Annotated in this window: 11 protein-coding genes; 6 read left to right on the top strand and 5 right to left on the bottom strand. The window is 55.7% G+C overall.

The features are described 5' to 3' along the window. Window positions 1–2 precede the first annotated feature (2 nt). Entirely contained in the window at window positions 3–593 is a 591-nt protein-coding gene (locus VGM48_RS23505) for a DUF4255 domain-containing protein (protein ID WP_331583155.1), read from the bottom strand. 339 nt (window positions 594–932) lie between these two features. Between VGM48_RS23505 and VGM48_RS23500 the strand changes: the two genes are divergently transcribed. After that, window positions 933–1,340 (top strand): hypothetical protein, encoded by a 408-nt coding sequence (locus VGM48_RS23500; RefSeq protein ID WP_331583154.1) that lies wholly within the window; start codon window positions 933–935, stop codon window positions 1,338–1,340. Between the two features lie 11 nt (window positions 1,341–1,351). Here VGM48_RS23500 and VGM48_RS23495 read toward each other — a convergent pair whose 3' ends face one another. Then, complete coding sequence (locus VGM48_RS23495; protein WP_331583152.1) at window positions 1,352–3,724, bottom strand: ABC transporter permease; 2,373 nt, start codon at window positions 3,722–3,724, stop codon at window positions 1,352–1,354. Window positions 3,725–3,854: 130 nt separating this feature from the next. Continuing rightward, a complete protein-coding gene (locus VGM48_RS23490; protein WP_331583149.1) occupies window positions 3,855–7,940 on the bottom strand; it encodes a hybrid sensor histidine kinase/response regulator transcription factor in 4,086 nt (1,361 codons plus the stop codon). Window positions 7,941–8,107: 167 nt separating this feature from the next. On the opposite strand from VGM48_RS23490, the gene VGM48_RS23485 reads away from it, so the two are divergent. The 5 genes from VGM48_RS23485 to galA are packed head-to-tail and all read left to right on the top strand — an operon-like array spanning window position 8,108 to window position 18,405. Beyond that, entirely contained in the window at window positions 8,108–11,122 is a 3,015-nt protein-coding gene (locus VGM48_RS23485) for a TonB-dependent receptor (RefSeq protein ID WP_331583147.1), read from the top strand. 10 nt (window positions 11,123–11,132) lie between these two features. Continuing rightward, on the top strand, window positions 11,133–12,734 hold the full coding sequence (locus VGM48_RS23480) for a RagB/SusD family nutrient uptake outer membrane protein (protein WP_331583145.1): 1,602 nt from the start codon (window positions 11,133–11,135) through the stop codon (window positions 12,732–12,734). Window positions 12,735–12,752: 18 nt separating this feature from the next. Beyond that, window positions 12,753–13,835 (top strand): SusE domain-containing protein, encoded by a 1,083-nt coding sequence (locus tag VGM48_RS23475; protein WP_331583142.1) that lies wholly within the window; start codon window positions 12,753–12,755, stop codon window positions 13,833–13,835. A gap of 9 nt (window positions 13,836–13,844) precedes the next feature. Beyond that, window positions 13,845–14,885 (top strand): glycoside hydrolase family 53 protein, encoded by a 1,041-nt coding sequence (locus VGM48_RS23470; protein WP_331583140.1) that lies wholly within the window; start codon window positions 13,845–13,847, stop codon window positions 14,883–14,885. Between the two features lie 16 nt (window positions 14,886–14,901). Then, window positions 14,902–18,405, top strand: coding sequence for a beta-galactosidase GalA (gene galA, locus VGM48_RS23465; protein ID WP_331583138.1), 3,504 nt, complete (start codon window positions 14,902–14,904; stop codon window positions 18,403–18,405). On the opposite strand, the gene VGM48_RS23460 is transcribed toward galA, so the two are convergent. Further along, the gene (locus VGM48_RS23460; RefSeq protein ID WP_331583136.1) at window positions 18,353–19,117 is read right to left on the bottom strand and encodes an SDR family oxidoreductase; all 765 of its coding nucleotides are present in this window, start codon (window positions 19,115–19,117) and stop codon (window positions 18,353–18,355) included. The two genes, galA and VGM48_RS23460, sit on opposite strands and share 53 nt — an antisense overlap. A 10-nt stretch (window positions 19,118–19,127) precedes the next feature. Next, on the bottom strand, window positions 19,128–20,774 hold the full coding sequence (locus VGM48_RS23455; RefSeq protein ID WP_331583134.1) for a serine hydrolase domain-containing protein: 1,647 nt from the start codon (window positions 20,772–20,774) through the stop codon (window positions 19,128–19,130). Window positions 20,775–20,784 lie beyond the last annotated feature (10 nt).

Below are 20,784 nucleotides of genomic sequence, written 5' to 3'. Positions count from 1 at the left end.
GGCTATAAGGGTCTTGTATCCGAATCGATCTCCGTTATCAGTGGAACGGTCCGCAGGGTGGCCCGGTCGCTGATGGCCACCAGTCGCAACTTGTACATGACAAAGGGTATCTGTCTTCCGCCAAGCGATCCCCACAGGTGATTCAACTGTTCAAAGGTCAGCGTGTAAAGCTCCAGCGTGAATCGCAGGCTGAGCAGGTCGGGGTCCGTGCTGAACGGTCCATCCGTCGAAGCCGCATAGGAGAACACAGATTTGCTTTGGAGAAATTGAACGACAAGGGATATACGCTGTAAGGCGAATATATATTTGTCACCCCAGTAATTGCTGGTGAACAATACATAGAGGTTCAGGAACACGGGTGGGTTCTGATAAACGGCATTGTTCGGTGGATTGTAGCGGACCGGCGGCTGATTCTTCAGCGTACTCTCCTCTTCTACGTTTACTACCGTAATGACGATATTGTTGGCGAGTTTGTCACCATTGGCTGTCTCAAGCAGTCCGATGTTATCAACAACGACAGTGGCCGTCGAATCTTTGAATGAAAGGTAGCTTACCAGCTCCTTTTCAAGCAAAGAAATGGCTGTGTCAATCATAGCAATAGATTGAGCAATGAATCAATTATGTACACAAATGGGTACAGTTACCGTAATACAGGTACAGTGAATGTACAGGCTCTCAGGTGACCAAAGCAGGCGCAGGCGGGTGTAGGTATGAAGGGGCTACTAGTGGAGTCAGATAACTGTAAAAAGTAGAGGTGGGGGTAGGATTATTTCAGGTAGTGAGTGCGAAGAAAATACTTTTATTTGAAATAAACAATAGTAAAAATCATTTATGTTGTAAGTATAACTACGCAAATTATTTTAACAACCCATAAAGCAACCGGTCGGCATATCCGTTCGTTCTAATTTCCTTGACCTATTTAACACGCTAACATGAAACAACATCAAACAACCCTTACGCTGGGTATTCTATGCGTTATTTTCTCAGTGGCGATCCTCTGCTGCAAAAAGGATGCGACACCTGAGCAACCGCGGCTGATCCGGTATATTTTGTATACGAAGCAGGATTTTTCAGCTGAACACGACACGATCCGCTTTCGGATCTACATGGCGACCAAGGCAAAGACCCTGTTCGATTCCGGCATTGTACCGATGACCATCAGCGCGGTTCCCGACCAGCAGCATCAACTGGTATTCGAAAAGAAAGTGCCTTTCGGCTATGAGAAGGAAAAGCTCAAAGTCGGGTTTATTTACGACATCGACAATGTAGGCGAAAGCTGGTACCTGGACAGCTGCCTCGTTGGTGAGGCGACAAAAACAGTAGAGTATTCTTTTAAGTGACCTATTACTTCTTAAGCATTTCTAAGACTTTTGACAGGATTGATCAGTGCTACCCTGATGATCTGGACGCTGATGGTAACGGTGGTGATAAAGAGCGCCAGTGCGGTCGCGATCACGAAAACACCGGGCCCGATACTGATCCGGTAGCTATATTTCTCCAGCCATCCCTGTGCAAAATAATACGCGAAAGGCGATGCCACTGCGCAACTGATGACGATCAGCAGGATAAGCTCCGAGGAGAGCAGTCGCCAGAGTCGCCAGACGGATGCGCCCATTACTTTCCGGATCCCGATCTCCTTTGTCCGGCGTTCGGCGATATAACTCGCCAGGCCGAGCAGACCCAGGCAGGAGATCACGATGGCAAGTGTGGCAAACAACCCCATCAGTTGGCCCTGGCGTGATTCGGCGTCGAATTTATGCGCATACTCTTCATCGACAAAATGATAGATAAAGGGGTAAGCAGGATTGTATTTTCCAAAAATGGAAGCCAACTGCTTCACGGCGTCCTGGGGGATATCCTGCGGTGAAAGCCGCAGCAGGATCGAGCCGGCCCATCCTGTATTGTATAAAAAAAGAGTAGGAGTGGCGGCCTCGAAAGCAGATCCCATCACCGCATCTCTAACGACGCCCACCACCCGCATCGGCGTCTTGGAATAGTCAAGTTTGATCAGTTTATTTACAGGGTCTGTAAGATGCAGCCGCTTGACGGCGGCCTCATTCAGGATGAGGCTCATCGTATCCACATCGCCCTTGAAATCCCGGCCTTTTTTTATGGACATTCCGACTGTTTTGAAATAATCCTGGGAAACGGAAGTGACCACCATCTCCAGCGATTCATCTTTTTTCCTGCCCGGCCAGTCCTCGATGGCAAAGGAAGCCGCCCATCCGTCAAGCGAGGTGGATGACTTGGTAACGGCGGTGGCGATGCCGCTTTGCAGCAGCTCGTTTTTCAAGGGCTCGAAGTTCTTCCGCAGGTCGTCACTGATGTCGGCGGCGATCAGGCCCTTCTTATCATATCCTGCGGGCCTGCTCTGGGCATATTTCACCTGACGGTAAACGATCAGCGTCACGATGATCAGCGCGAAACTACAGGCGAACTGCAGGACGACAAGCGTCTTCCGGCTCCAGGCCGCCGATCGCCCTGAGGTGAACGTCCCTTTCAAGATCTTCACGGGTTCGAAGCCGGAGAAGTAGAAGGCCGGGCGGATACCCGCCAGCAGCCCGGTCAGCAGCACATACCCGCCCATAATAACCCAAAAGATGGGATTCGAAAGCGGGATGGTCAACTTCGCGAGGAATATCGAATTGAAACCCGGCAGCGCCAGCCGCGCCAGCATAAGGGCGAAGCCAAAGGCAACAAAAGCGATGACCAGCGATTCCGTTAAAAACTGCAGGATAAGATGTTTGCGTTCCGACCCGACTACCTTTCGGACACCCACTTCTTTTGCCCGCTTTTCGGACCTTGCCGTCGAGAGATTGGTAAAATTGATACAGGCGATGAGCAACACAAGCACGCCGATCAGGGTATAGATCCGGACAAATTCGATCATCCCGCCGACAGCCCTGCCGTTCTCGAAGTTTTGGTAGAGCCGCCACTTGGCCAGGGGGTGCAGCAGGACTTCGATCTTCACCGTCGCAGGATGTTCCTGCTCCTGCGCCAGATCGCGGATCTGCCGGTTAACTTGCTCGGGGGAGGCATTCGGCTCGAGCCCGACATAGAGAGGGAAGGAGCAGTTCACCCAGTCCGACATGCTTTTTTTTACTCCGCTATCCGTCTGCTCGACAAAGCTGAAAGGAATGACATAGTTGATCTGGAAAGAAGAGTTGCCCGGCATATCCTTCATCACACCCGTGACCTTCAACTCATGGGTGTTCTCAAAAACTACCGTCTTGTTTAGGGCGTCTTCGGAGCCAAACAAGGCCCTGGCCGCAGAGTGCGTCAACACGATCGAGTAGGGGTCCCGCAAGGCCGTGGCCGTATCGCCCTCGACAAACGGAAATGGAAAGATGCGGAAGAAATCGGAGCCCATGATACCCCCTTCCAGGTGTAGCTTATGTTCGCCGGCCGACAGCCAGCGTGCGGACATCCAGTTGGACTCCGCCACATAGCGGACGCCCGGTATCTTAGTGCGAAGCGCCGTTGCCAGTGGAAGGGGAGCGCCGCTTTGGGTGTTGACACTACTATTGTATCGAAAATTCAGCTTTACCTGGTATGCCTGTTTATACCGTGGCAGGAAGCGGTCGTAGGAATACATATACCAGGCCCAGAGACCGATCAGCAGGGCAACGGCCATTCCTAAAGCCAGCCCCGATATATGGATAAAGCTGAATAGCTTATCTTTTTTAAGATTGCGCCAGGCAATCTTGAAGTAGTTTTTAAGCATACCCTTTCGCTCTAAAAAGAATGCCGCTTTTATATCTTATTAACTATCAGTAACGTAATGCCAACCGGCCACCCCCCGCTGTCCGCTTTCGATACGTTCATTGTTCGCTCCGGCCCGTGTCAGCTGCGTGCTATCGCCGCATCTCCTGCATAAACTGCGTAGGCGTCTTTCCAAACTCTTTTTTGAACGCCTTGGTAAAGTATGACTGGGTCTGGATGCCGATGCGCATCATCACCTCCGTCAGCGTCACATCCTCATGTGTCATGATCTGCACGGCCTTCTTCAGCCTGATCGTCCGGATAAAATCGCCGATCGACTGCTGACTGATCCCTTTGATCTTTTGATACAGCTTTGTCCGGCTCATCCCCATCTCCTGGCAAAGCCATTCGATATCGAAATCCGGGTTCGACAGCTGCGAATCGATCGTCTCGAGCAACCGCTTCATAAATTCCCGGTCCTTCTCCGAATGCACCAGCTCCATCGCCTCGACCTGTGAATCCCGGGAATACCGGTCCTTCAGCTTCCGGTCCCGGTCGAACCGGTTGCGGATCGTCAGCAACAACAGATCCATATTTAAGGGCTTGGCAAAATAGTAATCCGCTCCGGCATCGAGGCCCTCCAACTGTGCTGCTGGCGCCGTCCGCGCCGTCAGCATCAGAAAGGGGATGTGACAGGTATCGATATCCTGCTTCACGGCCCGGCAGAGATCGAATCCGTTCATCTCGGGCATGATCACATCGCTGATGATCATCCCCGGCGCGATCTCGTGCGCTTTGGTGAGCCCATCGCGTCCGTCGACGGCCTCCACCACCTGGTATTGGGCACAGAGGCATTCCTTCAGAAAATGCCGCAACTCGTCATTGTCCTCGACCAGCAGGATCGTTTCCACCGGCGGCAGATTCAAAGCCCTGTTCTCCACACGCGCCGCCGGGAAGCTTTCCAGGCGCACTCCACCCTCCGTAACCACGACCCGCTTTTCCTCCGGGCCATAATCGTCTTCACCGATGGGGATCCCGATGATGATCTCTGTACCTTTCAGGCGTTCGCTATAGACGTAGATGTCGCCTTTGTGCAGCAGCGCCAGGCTCTTCACGAAGGCAAGTCCCACTCCCGAACCCAGGTGTGACTCGGTGATCCGGTAGTACCGCTCGAACAAATGATGGATGCTGTTTGCGGAGATGCCAATCCCGGTATCCGCTACACGGATATAGGCATAACGGGTTCCCCGGTATGGATTTTTGAGGATCAGCTCACCTCCGAAGGACGGGGCAAACCCCTCCAGCGTGTCCATTACCTGCAGGGTGATCCGCCCGCCCACATTCGTATATTTAAAGGAATTCTGCAGCAGATTGAGCACCGTCTTCTCCAACACCTGCCGGTCGAACCAGACTTCCCCGGACACCGCGCCCTGCAGGGAGAAATCCAGTTCCTTCTGCACTGCCCAATCCCTGAACTCGTCGGCCAGCTCCGCCATGAACGTATTCAGATTGCCCGGCTGCACGCAAAGCCGGAGTGCGCCGCTCTCCAGCTTTCCGAAGTCCATCAGCTCGTTGATCAGATGGAGCATCCGCTGTGCATTCCGGTGCATCCCCTGAAAATATCGTTGCAGCAGGGGAGAGTCAAGTTCCTTCATCATCTTCTCCAGCGGGCCGAGGATCAGCGAAAGCGGCGTGCGAAATTCGTGGGAGACGTTGGTGAAGAATTGCAGCTGGACCTGGCGCATCTCCTCCCGTTTCTTCTCCTCCAGTTGCCGCATTTTCAGCCGGGTACGGAACTTATAAAGCAGGTATAGACCCGACACCACCAGGGCCACGAGCAATGTGGTAAACCAGCCTGTCCGCCAGAAGGGCGGGGTGATGACCACGCGGATCGAAGCCCCTTCGTCATTCCAGATCCCATCATTATTAGAGGCCTTTACCCGGAAGACATAACTCCCGGGACTGAGGTTGGTGTAAACGGCCTTGTTCTCCTTGCCGACATAGTTCCATGCCGTATCCAGCTGCTCCAACCGGTAAGCATATTGATTGTTCTCCGGGGTCGTATAGTTCAGTGCCGAGAAGGTAAAGGAAAACGTAGACTGCCTGTAGGAAAGCATGATCTCTTTTGTCCCGCTGATGTCCTCGGTTAGGGGTCCGATGCCGTCATCCGGCCGTACCTTGCGGTTGGACAGCTGAAATCCGGTGATATATACCGGCGGGATAAAAGAGTTGGCGGAGATCGCCCCGGGATAAAAGCTGTTGAACCCATTGATCCCACCAAAATACATCTCCCCATCTTTGGTCTTTAAAAAAGCGTTGGCTTCGAATTCCAGGTCCTGCAAACCATCCCCCGTATTGTATTTTTTGAAAATATTCGTCTCGGGGTCGAGCCGGGTAAGCCCGTTGGACGTTGCGACCCACAGGATACCCGCGCCGTCCTCGGTGATGCCCTTGATGAATTCACCCGCCAGTCCGGCCCGGTTGGGATAAAGCAGAAAGCGGTCCCGCGCGGCATCAAACAGGTATAAACCCTTCTGACCTACCCAAAGCCGGCCGCGGCTGTCCACGAACAACACCCGCAAGTCGGGCATCTTCTCTTCTTTATCAAAATAATGCGTAAAATGTCTTGTGCTCTCGTTCCAACAGTTGAGCCCGCCGTCGTCGGTGCCGATCCAGATCCTGCCTTCTTTGTCGTCCAGCAAAGACACGATGTTCTTCCCCGTTAGACTCGTCTTCCCGGTCGGATCATCGATCAGCCGGGTAAACTGCTCCTTCTTCCGGTCGAAGATGTTCAACCCGCCATAGTAGGTCGCCACCCATAGATTTCCGGAAAAGTCCTCAAAGGTCTTCTGTACAAAGTTCGAACTGATCGAATGCGGATCGTCGGCTACATTCTGATACCGGGTAAAATCCCCGCGCTCCCGGTTAAAACGATTTAGCCCGCCACCCCAGGTGGAGACCCAGAGCTCTCCTTCCCGGTCCTGAAAGACATCCAGTACGGCGTTCGAGCCGATGCTCCGTTCGTTATACGGATCGTTGCGGTGATGCCGGAAGATCCGTTCGTCCCGCAGGAAAAGATCGAGTCCTCCACCATCGGTGCCTACCCAGATATTCCCGGTCCGGTCTTCGCAAAATGCCTTCACATCATTATAAGAAAGGCTGTTTGCCGCCGGTTCCTGGCGATACAGGTTGAATTTATCCATCCCGGGGGAGTAGATATTGATGCCGCCCCGGTGCGTGCCCACCCACAGATTTCCCTGGCGGTCTTCGAATAGCGCGGAGATGGTCCGTTGGGAAAGGCTCGTCCCGTTGCCGGGTTCATAGGTATAGTGAAAGAAGGAACCGGAAGAAGCATAAAAAAGATTGAGTCCCCCATTGATGCTGCCTGCCCAGACCTGACCCTTGTGATCGGTGAGCATACACTTGATCATATTGTTCCCGAGGCTGCCGGGTTCCTTGTCGGAATGCCCGTATCGCGTGAAGGATTTCCGCAGCGGATCGAAAAGATACAGACCATCGTCTTCGGTGCCCAGCCAGAGATTACCCTGCCGGTCCTCCCGGATGGCGATGATCGTATTCCCGCTGGCATTGGTAATCGCGGGGTTCTCTATCGCCGTGAACTTTCCCGATTCAGGATGAAAAACATCGAGTCCCGACTGTGTACCCACCCAGATCTGCCCCGTTTTATCCTCGTGCAGGCAGTTGATCCGGTCGTCGCGCAGCGATCCGGGACCGCCGCCCATCCGGAAATGCCGGGATCTTCCCGTCTTCCTGTCGAGCAGGTTCATGCCGCCGGAGGTCGCAACCCAGAATTGTCCCCGGTGGTCCTCCAGCAGGGCGGTGATCCCGCTGTTGCTGAGACTTCCCGTGTCGTCGTCGCGGTGTTTCCAGCGGGTGAAACGGTCCTTCCTCCGGTCCAGCCGGTTGAGTCCATTGACTGTTCCGATCCAGAGTTGGTGATCCCGGTCTTCATAGATACACCGGATATATCCGTCGCTGATGCTTCCGCTGTCCGCGGGGTCGTTCCGATAGACCACCATTTCATGGCCGTCGTAGCGGTTGAGCCCGTCCCGGGTCCCGATCCAGATGAACCCCTGGTTATCCTGGCAGATAGCTTCGATCGTGCTGTTGGACAACCCCTGCTCCCCGGACAAATGCGTGAAACGTAGTCTTGGTCCCTGGGCATGGACGACGCCGGCAAACCCGGACACACCTAATATTATAAGTATCCTCCACATGGCAGGCAATATCATTTACTCAAATTTACTTCCTGGCGTTCAGTTTTCCACCCATCGATGCCCGTCAAATGCCGGAATGAACAGTAGAACCACAGAAATAACCGTTAGAACAAAGGCCTCTCCCGAACAGCCCTTACCTTGTATTAAGTTCAAAACCAACTCGCATTATGCAAAAACGATTGCTTGTAAGGATTCCCATCCTGCTTTTATTACTATGCCTGAGCTCCGCCCTTTTTGCCCAAAAAAAGACTGTTACGGGCAAGGTGACGGACGCAAAAGACGGCTCTCCGCTGGCCGGCGTTTCCGTCCAGCCAAAAGGTGACCTCAAAAGCGGGGTGGTCACCGGCAACGACGGCAGTTTCACCATCACCGTCAATGACTACGTAAAAACCCTCGTCTTCTCCTTTATCGGCTTTGGCACCCTTGAGCGACCCGTTGCGGCCGGCGACATGAACATCGCGCTCACCGGCAGCAGCTCCGGCCTGAATGAGATCGTCGTCATCGGCTATGGGACCGTCCGCAAGACGGACGTCACCGGCGCCATCGCCACCGTCGGCGAAAAAGACTTCCAGAAAGGAAGCATCACGACGCCGGAACAATTGATCGCCGGTAAAGTAGCCGGGGTCTCCGTCGTCTCCAACGGTGGCCAGCCCGGCGCGGGCAGCACCATCCGCATCCGCGGCGGCGCCTCCCTCAATGCCAGCAACAGCCCGCTGATCGTCATCGACGGGGTCCCCCTCGACAACGACGCCATCGCCGGCGCCGGCAACCCCCTCAGCTTCATGAACCCCAACGATATTGAGTCGTTTACCGTTCTCAAAGACGCTTCCTCCGCCGCGATCTACGGGACCCGCGCCGCCAACGGGGTGATCCTGGTCACGACAAAAAAGGGCAGGGGCGGCGCCTTAAAGGTCAACCTCAACTCGACCAACAGCGTAGGCACCCTGGTAAAGGAAGTCCCGGTCCTCAGCGCTGCGCAGTTCCGCTCGATTGTTAATACCAGCGGCACCGCAGCCCAAAAGGCAATGATGGGCGGAGCCAACACGAACTGGCAGGACCAGGTCTTCCAGGACGCCTTTGGCACGAACAACAACCTCAGCATCAGCGGCGGCCTGAAAAAGCTGCCCTATCGCCTCTCCATCGGCTATCAGGATCAAAATGGTATCCTGAAGACGGATAACCTCCAGCGTACTTCCGTGGGGCTTGCCATCAACCCCGTTCTTTTTGACAACCACCTGCGGATCGACCTCAACCTGAAAGGCAGCGCCCAGCATACCCGTTTCGCCAACCAGGGTGCTATCGGCGGCGCCGTCACCTTCGATCCCACTCAAGCCGTTTACTCCAAGAGCAGCCGGTATGGCGGTTACTTCGAATGGCTGGACCCCACCAACCCCACCGGGCTTACGAACCTTGCCGGCCGCAACCCTCTCGGCCTGCTCGAAGAGCATTACAACCGGTCCACTCCCAAGCGAAGTATCGGTAACCTACAGGTGGATTATAAATTCCATTTCCTGCCTGAGCTACATGCCAATATCAACGCCGGCTACGACGTATCCGACGGGAAAGGCACCACTTTCGTCCCCGACAGCGCCGCTGAATCTTATATCGCCGGCGGCACCGGCGGCCAGAACAACCGTTACCGTACGACCAAGACAAACACGCTCTTCGAAGCCTATCTCAGCTATAGCAAGGACATCGCATCCATCCACAGCCATTTTGATGTGCTGGGCGGGTATTCCTATAATAATTATCTCACCAAAGTTTACAATTACGCCAGCTTCTATGCCAGCGGCTCAAAGGTTCCCAATTCCGACCCGGCCTTTCCGTTCGACAAACCGGAGCATACCCTGCTCTCCTGGTTCGGCCGGGCCAACTACAGCTACGCGGATAAGTACCTGCTGACGGCCACCATCCGCCGCGATGGTTCCTCCCGTTTCGGCCCCAGCAATAAATATGGGACCTTCCCCTCCGTCGCTGTTGCGTGGCGGTTAAAATCCGAATCCTTCCTCAGCGGGGTAGACGCGGTATCCAACCTCAAGCTGCGCGCGGGGTATGGCGTCACCGGCCAGCAGGATGGCATCGCCAACTATGCCTACCTGTCCGTCTATGCGCTGAGCAACTCCAACGCCTCGTACCAGTTTGGCGACAGCTATTACCAGGGCTACCGGCCCGGCGGTTATAATCCCAATGTCAAATGGGAACAGACCGCCACTTCCAACATCGGACTCGACTATGGGTTTCTCGATAACCGCATCTCCGGCAGCGTCGACTATTATTACAAGAAAACCACCAACCTTCTCAACTCGATCCCACAACCTGCCGGCAGCAACTTCTCCGCCTATATCCTCGCCAATGTCGGCGACATGACCAACAAAGGCGTAGAGTTCAGTATCAACTTCCAACCCATCCGCACCAACCGGGTCACCTGGGACCTCGGGTTCAACATCACCTATAACAAGAACCGGATCACCAACCTTACGGTCATCCCCGGCGACACCAGCTATCCCGGCTTTGCCAGCGGCGCCATCGCCGGCGGCATCGGAGGCCAGTTCGGACTGATCAATGCCGTGGGTGGACCCAAGAATACCTTCAATCTTTATCAGCAGGTGTACGACGCGAAGGGTCAGCCGATCGAAGGGGTCTTTGTCGATAAGAACCACGACGGCATCATCAACCAGCAGGATCTCTTTAAAACAAAACCCGCCGATCCCCAGACCTTCATGGGCTTTACCACCAACGTGACTGTCGGCCGCTGGAACGCCGGTTTTGTCCTCCGCGCCTCGCTGGGCAACTATTCTTATAACAATATCTTCAGCCAGACGGGCACCCTGAACCAGATCCTCGGCAACAGTGTGCTTTACAATGGCTCGACGAATTACCTCGTCACCCACTTCAAAGGCGGCAACGCACAGCAGCTGTTAAGCGACTACTATATCCAAAACGCCTCGTTCCTGCGAATGGATAACCTCTCCGCCGGTTACAATTTCGGGGCGATCAGCCATACGCACACCAACCTGCGCTTCATCGCCGGTGTACAGAACGTTTTCGTCATCACCAAATACAAAGGCATCGATCCTGAGATCTCCGCGGGCACCGACGTCGGCCCCGGCAACCCCGGCATCGATAACAATCTCTATCCGCGCCCACGGACCTACTTCCTGGGTCTGAACCTTGACTTCTAAAAAAAGAAAAATGAACAACAACATCTTCTATATTGCCGCCGCCCTCTGCCTTTCGGCAGCGGCCTGTACCAAAAAGCTCGACCGCCTGCCGACGAACGATATCACGCCGGACAAGGCCTATAGCACCTCTACGGGTTATAAGGAAGGCCTGGCAAAGGTATATGCAGCCTTCGCCAACACCGGCAACACCGGCGGTACCGGTAATCCCGATATTCCCACGCAGATCATCAACGACGAAGGCAACTCCGATTTTCTCCGGCTTTACTTCAACCTGCAGGAACTGACTACCGATGAAGGGGCATGGACCTGGCAGAACGATGCGGGCATCCAGGGGCTCCATGAGATGAGCTGGTCTTCCATCAATCCCATCGTCGACGGACTCTACTACCGTAGCTTTTTTCAGATCGCCCTTTGCAACGAGTTCATCCGGCAGTCGGCCGACGGCGTACTCGACGGGAAGCACTTCCCCAGCCAGAGTGTCGACTCCATCCGACATTACCGCGCGGAGGCCCGCTTCCTTCGTGCCTACCAGTACTGGGTGCTGATGGACCTGTATGGCAATCCGCCGTTTGTAACGGAGAAGGATGCTATCGCCTCCACCATTCCCAAGCAGATAAGCCGGGCCGATCTCTTCAAATATGTCGAGTCCGAATTGAAGGGCGCCGCTGATAGCGGCCTCGTCGCGCCCCATACCAATGAATATGGGCGCGCCGACCAGGCTGCCGCCTGGGCCCTCCTCGCCCGCCTGTATCTCAACGCACAGGTCTATACCGGCACCGCCCGTTATACCGACGCTATTACGTATTGCAACAAGATCACGGTCGCAGGCTATAGCCTTCATCCCAACTATAGCGAGTTGTTCCGCGCCGATAACAACCTCAATATCGACGAAAACATCTTCACCATCGCGTATGATGGCACCTATATCCAAAACTATGGCGGTACGACCTACCTGATCCATGGACCGGCAAATATTCCCGGCACCATCACCGGCTGCAACGGCAGCTGGACCGGCTTGCGGCTCACCCAGCAGTCCGTTCAGCTCTTCCCCGACTATAGCGGGAATACCGACCACCGGGCCCAGTTTTGGCAGACCGGCCAGACCCTGGACATGACCGATATGTATACGGCTACCGCCGGCTTCTCCACTTTCAAATACCGCAATATCACCAAGAGCGGCGCTCCCGCTCCGCATGCAGACCCCGCGGGTAACTACTCGGACATCGACTTCCCCCTCTTCCGGTTTGGTGAGATCTATCTCATCTATGCGGAATCCGTCCTTCGCGGCGGCACGGGCGGCGATGCCGGCACGGCACTGAAGTACGTCGATTCTCTCCGAAGCCGGGCCTATGGCGGCGCGGCGGGCGTTATCCCGGCAGGGCAGCTTACAACGGACTTCATCCTCGACGAACGCGGCCGCGAACTCTACTATGAGGCTTGCCGGCGCACCGACCTCATCCGCTATGGCAAGTTCACCACCGGCGCCTATCTCTGGGCCTGGAAGGGCGGCGTTGAAAGCGGAACGGCCGTCGCCGACAAATACAATCTCTTCCCGATCCCAAGCACCGATCTGTCCTCGAATCCGAATCTCAAACAAAATCCCGGGTATTGATCCATCAAATCATAAAACATGAAAAAGCTATTCTATATCACGAGTCTGGCGCTGGGCATCTTCATCGCCGGCTGTAAAAGAGAGCTCCCGCAGGCCACCCTGCAAAGTCCTGCAGCCATCAGCGGGTTCACCGCCTCTTCCAATACCATCGTTCTCTCCACGGCCAATGACTCCGTCATGGTGGCCGTCTTCAAATGGCCGGCGCTGACCTACGGCGCCAGTGTTCCCGTCACCTATACGCTGCTTATCGATCAGGCCGCCGACACCGCCGGGGCCACCGGTTGGTCCAACGCTCTCAGGACCACGATCACGACCGACAGCCTCAGCAAAAGTTGGTTAGGAACCGATTTCAACCACCTCGTCAATCAACTCGGCCTCACCCCCGGTGTAGCCAGCGCCATCGTCGTCCGCCTCAAGGTCGACGTCAACCAAAGCAACGGCACCACGTCCGCCGTCGCCCCCCTGACCTCCGACCTGGGCATTACCGTTACACCCTACAAGGTGTTCGTCAAATATCCCGAGCTCTTTGTGGCCGGAGATTTCCTCATTCCCAACTGGGTTCAGAAAGACCAGCCCGGCTGGATCCTCGCTTCGGTAAAGAGCAATAGCACCTACGAAGGCTATGTCAACTTCCCCAACAGCAGCAACCTCTTCAAGCTCTGCGTCGAACCGGACTGGAACGGCACTGCCTATGGCTGGGGCGGAACACAAACGACCATGAGTCCCACGGGCGGTAATTTGTATTTTGGCGGTCCGGGATACTGCCGGGTCGTAGCCGATGTCACCGCTCTGACGCTTAGCTTTACCCCTACGGCCTGGTATGTCGCCGGCGATTTCAACTCCTGGAGCACCACTGCTACCCCGATGACCTTCGACGCGGTATCCAACACCTGGAAAGCCAGTGGTGTTGCCCTGACGGGTGGAACGAATTTCAAATTTGTCAGCATGTCCGACTGGGACAACCAATACGGCCTCGATAGCAAGGGGAACCTCGTGCTGGGCAACAGCAGCGGTAATATCCCGGTTACCAAATCAGGCACCTTCACCGTTACGCTCGATCTTAGCCAGGGCGCCGGCAACTATGGGTATTCCGTACAATAATTGAATGAAATGCGGCTCATCTTATCGATATTAACCTCTGTCCTGTTGTTCATCGGGTTTAGCAATTGTAAAAAGAACAGCGGAACTCCTGTCGGCGGTGGGACAAAACCCACTGCCGACACTTTTATCTTCAAAGGCGCCGATGTAAGCTGGATCACTCAGATGGAGGCTTCCGGGGTCAAATTCTATAATTCCACCGGTACGGCCATGGATGGCATGGCCCTCCTGCAGACCCTCGGCATCAATACGATCCGTCTCCGGGCCTGGGTCAATCCCACGGGCGGCTGGTGCAACACCACCGACGTCGTTGCAAAAGCGGTCCGCGCCAAAAAGCTCGGCCTCCGGGTCCTGCTCGATCTTCACTACAGCGATACCTGGGCCGATCCCGGACACCAGGCGCCTCCCGCCGCCTGGGCCGCTTACGATCTGCCTGCATTAACCAATGCCATCTCCACCTATACGACGGGTGTCATGGACACCCTAAAAGCCGCCGGCGTGGTGCCCTCCTGGGTACAGGTGGGCAACGAGACCAACGACGGGATGTGCTGGCCCCTCGGCCGCGCGTCGACGAACATGCCTAATTTTGCCGCACTGGTCAGCGCGGGCTACAAGGCCGTCAAGGCGGTGAGCGACACTACCAAAGTCATCGTCCATATCTCCAACGGCTATGACAATAGCCTCTTCCGCTGGATGTTCGACGGGTTGACGGCCAACGGCGCCCAGTACGATATCATCGGCATGTCGCTCTATCCTAATCAAAGCACCTGGGCTTCTTACAATCAATCCTGTGCCGTGAATATGAACGATATGGTCACGCGGTATAATAAACCGGTAATGATCGTCGAAGTGGGCATGCCTGCCGACGAAGCCACCGACTGTCAAGCCTTTATCACCGATCTGATCCACAAGGTCAGGGCCGTTGGCGGCGGGAAGGGATTGGGGGTCTTTTACTGGGAGCCTGAATGTTATAACAACTGGCAAGGCTATGGGCTTGGGGCCTTTGACAACACCGGAAAGCCCACCGTCGCTATGAATGCATTCCTTCAATAACAAAAATCGATCTCTTTTGAAAGCGCTACTCCTATCGATCGTGTTCTTTCCGCTTCTCGTACTGGCTCAACAACCGACGAAGCGCCACCAATCCTTCGACGCCGGCTGGAAGTTTCATCTCGGCGATGCCGCCGATCCCGCGAAAGATTTCAACTATCGAACGGCCAACGTCTTCGTAAAGACGGGCCGCGCCAACGGCACGGCCATTGCCCCGGATTTCGACGACCGGGCCTGGCGGACGCTGTCCCTGCCGCATGACTGGGCCGTCGAGCTGCCCTTTGCAAACTCCCCCGACTCTTCGGTCATTGCCCATGGCTATAAGCCCGTGGGCGGCCACTATCCCGCTACCAGCATCGGCTGGTACCGCAAACATTTTACCATCGCCCCGAGCGATTCGGGCCATCGGTTCGTCATCCGGTTTGACGGGATCTTCCGCGACAGCAAGGTCTGGGTCAACGGCTTCTATCTCTGCGGCAACGCCAGCGGCTACAGCGGGTTTTCCTGCGACATCACCGACTACCTTCGCTATGGCCATGAAAACGTCCTCGTCGTCCGCGTCGACGCTTCGCAATATGAAGGCTGGTACTATGAGGGCGCCGGCATCTACCGGCATGTCTGGCTGGAACAATACAACAACCTCCACATCGCGGAGGACGGACTCTTCGTGCACTCTGCCGTCTCGCCTTCGTCTGCCGCCGTCACCGTCGAAACGACGGTCGTCAACGACAACCCCGGTCCCGCGACCACTACCGTCTCGGCCTTTCTCACCAGCCGCGATGGCAAATTACTCGGCCGCGCGACGGCCCAGCGGCTGGCGCTAAAGCCCAACGAACGCCGGACCGTCATCCAAACGGTTACCGTGCAAAAGCCCGTCCTCTGGTCACCCGAAACCCCCTACCTCTATCGCGCCGGCGCCACGCTCCGGGCGGACGCGGGCGCCGGCTCGACGCATTCCGGTACCGTCGTCGATGAAGAAAAACTGCGTATCGGCATCCGCACCATCCGCATCGACGCCGGTGGACTCTATGTCAATGGCCGTTATACAAAGATCAAAGGGGTCAACAATCACCAGGATCATGCGGGTGTCGGCGCGGCGATGCCGGACTATCTGCAGTATTACCGGGCCCGGCTGCTAAAACAGATGGGCGTCAACTCCAGCCGGACCAGTCACAACCCGCCCACCCCCGAATGGCTCGACGCCTGCGACAGCCTCGGACTGCTCGTCGTCGACGAGAACCGGTTACTGAACAGTGGTCCGGAATATCTGGGGCAGTTCCATCGGCTTATCCTCCGCGACCGCAGCCGGGCCTGCGTCTTCCTCTGGAGCCTGGGCAATGAAGAGCAGATGGTTCAGACACGCACCGTCGGCCGGCGCATCGCCGCTACGCTCATCCAGCGTCAAAAGGAGTGGGACCCCACCCGCATCAGCACCTATGCCGCCGATCTGGCCAACGTCTATACCGGCATCAACGAAGTCATCCCCGTCCGCGGCTTCAACTATCGCATCCATGGCGTGGAACCCTATCACAAGGACCATCCCGATCAACCCATCATCGGCACCGAAATGGGCAGTACCGTCACCACCCGGGGTATTTATGTAAAGGATACCGTCAACGCCTACCTGCCCGATGAGGATATCAACGCGCCCTGGTGGGCCAACACCGCCGAGCAGTGGTGGGCATTGGCGGCTGATAAGCCGTATTGGCTTGGAGGATATATATGGACCGGCTTTGACTATCGCGGGGAACCCACTCCCTATAGCTGGCCCAACATCAGCTCTCATTTCGGGGTCATGGATATGTGCGGCTTTCCCAAGAATATCTATTACTATTATAAATCCTGGTTCACCGACGACGACGTCCTGCATATCTCGCCCCACTGGAACTGGGAGGGGAAGGAAGGCCAGAGCATCCCTGTCTGGGTCAACAGCAATGCCGACGAGGTCGAGCTCTTCCTTAACAAAAAAAGCCTGGGTAAAAAGGCGATGCCGCGGAACAGCCATCTGGAGTGGTCGGTACCCTACGAACCCGGCCGCCTTGAAGCCATCGCCACAAAAAAAGGGAGGAAGCTTACCGCTTTTGTCGAGACGACCGGCGAACCGCACGAGGTCGTCGTCACGCCTTACAAGACGACCATGAACGCCGATGGAAGCGAATCGACCGTCGTCAACATCAGTGTTGTCGACCGCCAGGGCAGGGAAGTCCCCGATGCCGGCAACCTTATCCGCTTTCGAACTACCGGCGATCTGCATATCATCGGCGTCGGCAACGGCGATCCCAGCAGCCATGAGGCGGATAAGCCCATGCCTGCCGCCGCCGGCTCCGCCGACAATGCCACCGCCTTCGATCCCATGCTCGGGCCCAACTTCGCCCCTGCCGACAGCATCGCGCAGCGCAATCTCTTCAACGGCCGCTGCCAGGTCATTCTGCAATCCGGCTCCGAGCCCGGCATGACCCATTTTTACGCCGAAGCCGATGGTCTCCAAAAGGGTTCCACCGACATCTCGCTCATCAGCCCCAACACAATGCCACACCCGGTTCCGGCATCCAATTACACCCACCGCCCCGTCACAAAAATGCTGGGCGCCGACATTTCCTTCCTGCCCGAACTCGAAGCCCGCGGGGTTCACTTCTCCGATAACAAGGGCCAACGCGATGCCATCGACATCCTGAAAGATCATGGCTTCAACTATATCCGGCTGCGCATCTTCAACGAACCGGCCCGCGACAGCGGTTATTCCCCAGGGAAGGGTTTCTGCGATCTGGCGCATACCCTGGCGATGGCGCGCCGCGTCAAAGCGGCAGGAATGCGGCTGCTCCTCGACTTCCATTACAGCGACTACTGGGCCGATCCCGGCAAACAATATAAGCCCGCGGCCTGGCGGGGCCTCGATTTCCCGACGCTGGCCGATTCTGTCTATGCGTTTACGAAAAGGGTAATCGCCGCCCTTCGGCAGCAGAATACGTTACCCGACATGGTGCAGGTGGGGAATGAGATCAATCATGGGATGATCTGGCCCGATGGCAGCATGCGCCATCCCGACAGCCTGGCGGCGTTGATCGATGCCGGGGTTCGCGGGGTAAAGGCCGTCGACCCGACCTGCCCGATCATGCTGCATATCGCCCTCGGCGGCCAGAATGACGAATCCCATTTCTGGCTCGACAACATGCTCCGGCGCCGGGTGTCCTTCGATGTCATCGGGCTATCCTATTATCCGCGCTGGCATGGCACCCTTGCCGATCTGCGATACAATATCGACGATCTCGCCCGTCAATATGGAAAGGATATGATCGTAGTGGAATACACGCAATTCAAAAGAGAGGTAAATGATATAGCGTTCAGCGTTCCCGGTGGGTTAGGGAAAGGCACCTGTATCTGGGAGCCGCTGAATACCTGGGAGCAGATCTTCGACAAGGATGGGAAGGCCAACGACCTGCTTTATATATATGATGACCTGAGTAAGGAATTTATAAACCCTTCGCCAGCATCCCCCCGTCTATCACAATATTCTGTCCGGTGATATAGGAGGCTTTGTCCATGGCGAGGAAGGCTACCGTAGCCGCCACTTCCTCCACCTGGGCGACGCGGCTTAACGCCGTCCGGTCGATGATATGTTGCAGGCGTTCGGGATTTTTCAGGACCGATGCGGCAAGCGGAGTGTCCGTGTAGGCCGGCGAGACGGCATTCACCCGGATGCCAAATTCCGCCCATTCGATGGCCAGGTTGCGGCTCAGCTGGATCATGGCGGCCTTCGTCATTCCATAGGGTGCGCCTGACAAGGTATCGACGACCCCGGACACCGAGGCAATATTGATCACGTTGGCCCCGATGCCAAGCATCAGGTAGGGATGACAAAGCCGGCAAAGGGCGATCGTTGAGAACAGATTCACTTCGAATACCTCGCGGTATTCCTCTTCTACATAGTCGACCAGCTTCTTGCGGATATTCATGCCTGCATTGTTCACCAGCACGTCCAGCCGCCCCCAGCGTTCCTGGATCGCCGCCTTGATCCACTCGCGATCGGTCTCTTTGCTCACATCGGCCACCACTCCGGAGACCGGCCGTCCCGCGGTCTGCCATTGATGCACCGTCTCATGCACGTCCTTCGAATGCCGCGCGACGATGATCACCTCCGCCCCCAGGTCCAAAAACTCTTCCGCGATTGCCCGTCCGATCCCCTTCGTTCCTCCCGTGACCAGGGCTTTCTTGCCTTGCAAATCCCATTTTTTCATGTTGATCGATTTATATTTTTTCAAACCTCAAATTCCTGCTCCGTCCGGTATTCAGCAAAAACCCACCGACCTTCCCCTTCTTATCCCTTTGAAACTCCAACAGGAACGGCCCGAGGAAAACATCTTTTATAAAAGGCCTCAATTCCGCCGCATCGTTCCGCGGGGTTTTCACCTGCAATATATTATCGCTTATGAAGAAGGTATAGCGCACATCCAGCTCCTTGCTGTAGTAGGTCCCGACAAAATCTTCCAGCCCCGCCAGCGACACCGCCACCTTCTTCACTTTCTCATAACTCCGATCCTTCATTCCGGGCGCCCGCAGCAGAACCATCACCTTGTCCCCCGAACCATGAAACCGGTACTCGGCGCCATTGAAAGGATGCATGAAAACCGTATCATTCAACGCCCGGAGTCCATTGCCATTCAGGCTCAGCCAGCCGCTGTTGCCAAAATTGACCGCATTCCCCTCCAGCTTCATGCGCACCTTGCTCGTATAATCGTAATAATCTCCTGCCCATCGGCCGATCGTCGCCGTATCCACGATGACTACCGGGGTGACCTCTCCTTTGCCCGGCGGCAGCATCAGGTCCGTTACCTTGCGACAGAGCTCCGTCGGGTTGATATTCCCAAGATTGGCCAGGATGATCACCGAAAAATGCTGCTCGGGAAAGCGCAGGAAATTAGCCCGGTATCCCGCATCCGCCCCCGAGTGCTCGACAAAATTTCTCCCTTTGTATTGACCCAGCATCAGGCCGGAGGCATAGGTCTGCAACTCCCCATTATTAAGGACCCCGGGTTTGAGCATCGCATCGATAAACGCCGGACCACCCACCTTCGCTGTATAAAAATTCTCATCCCATTTGGCCAGATCGCCCACGGTCGTGAACAGGCTGGTGGCGCCATAGTTATCGAACACCGGGATATTTATCGCCCATCGATCGCCGTCCCGGACGTAGGCCGATGTCCGGTTGGGCACGATCTCGGTGTGATCACTGTGAAAATGAGTCGAGTTCATCCCCAGCGGTTTGAAAAAACAGGAGTCCGCGTAGTGCCGTAAGGAAACTCCCGTCACCCGCTTTACAACGATCCCCAGCAAGGTAAACCCTGTATTGCAATAGAGATATTCATCGCCCGGCCGGAAGTTCAGGTCCTGCTGGCGTTTCACCATCTCCATGATGTCATCTTCCGTAATATCATCTCCCTCACGCCAGCCGGCAAGGGTTACAAGGTCCCACTGGTCGCGAAGCCCGCTGCTGTGATGCATCAGGTTGGCGAGCGAGATCGGATGGCCCAGATCGGGGACCTCGGGGATATATTTTCGAACATCATCGTTTACCGACAACTTCCCCTCCATGGCCAGCCGGATGATGGCGGCCGCCGTAAATTGCTTGGATATCGACGCGACATGAAAGATAGAGCCGGGAGTGATGGCGATGGCATATTCCATATTGGACATCCCGTAACCGCGGGTATAGATGACTTTCCCATCCTTCAGCACGGCAAGCGCGCAGCCCGGCGAGCTGGTATTGTCCCATTCACTAAAAACACGATCGATCTTTTTAGCAAGTGAGTCGCTCACCTGGCCATCGCAGTGCGGGAACCCCGCCACCAATAGCAGGCCGCCGATAAGCAGTTGTTTCGAAAAAAACCGGGACATAGGACAACAT

It is taken from the genome of Puia sp. (assembly GCF_036500295.1).
In the GTDB taxonomy this organism is placed as follows: domain Bacteria; phylum Bacteroidota; class Bacteroidia; order Chitinophagales; family Chitinophagaceae; genus Puia.
This window is presented reverse-complemented; position numbering and strand designations above follow the sequence as displayed.

Excerpts from the sequence above, each read along its gene's own strand:
- VGM48_RS23480 (WP_331583145.1), top strand. The coding sequence starts at position 11,133 with ATGAACAACAACATCTTCTATATTGCCGCCGCCCTCTGCCTTTCGGCA.
- VGM48_RS23490 (WP_331583149.1), bottom strand. The coding sequence starts at position 7,940 with ATGTGGAGGATACTTATAATATTAGGTGTGTCCGGGTTTGCCGGCGTC.
- VGM48_RS23485 (WP_331583147.1), top strand. The coding sequence starts at position 8,108 with ATGCAAAAACGATTGCTTGTAAGGATTCCCATCCTGCTTTTATTACTA.
- VGM48_RS23455 (WP_331583134.1), bottom strand. The coding sequence starts at position 20,774 with ATGTCCCGGTTTTTTTCGAAACAACTGCTTATCGGCGGCCTGCTATTG.
- VGM48_RS23475 (WP_331583142.1), top strand. The coding sequence starts at position 12,753 with ATGAAAAAGCTATTCTATATCACGAGTCTGGCGCTGGGCATCTTCATC.
- VGM48_RS23460 (WP_331583136.1), bottom strand. The coding sequence starts at position 19,117 with ATGAAAAAATGGGATTTGCAAGGCAAGAAAGCCCTGGTCACGGGAGGA.
- VGM48_RS23500 (WP_331583154.1), top strand. The coding sequence starts at position 933 with ATGAAACAACATCAAACAACCCTTACGCTGGGTATTCTATGCGTTATT.
- VGM48_RS23495 (WP_331583152.1), bottom strand. The coding sequence starts at position 3,724 with ATGCTTAAAAACTACTTCAAGATTGCCTGGCGCAATCTTAAAAAAGAT.
- VGM48_RS23470 (WP_331583140.1), top strand. The coding sequence starts at position 13,845 with ATGCGGCTCATCTTATCGATATTAACCTCTGTCCTGTTGTTCATCGGG.
- VGM48_RS23505 (WP_331583155.1), bottom strand. The coding sequence starts at position 593 with ATGATTGACACAGCCATTTCTTTGCTTGAAAAGGAGCTGGTAAGCTAC.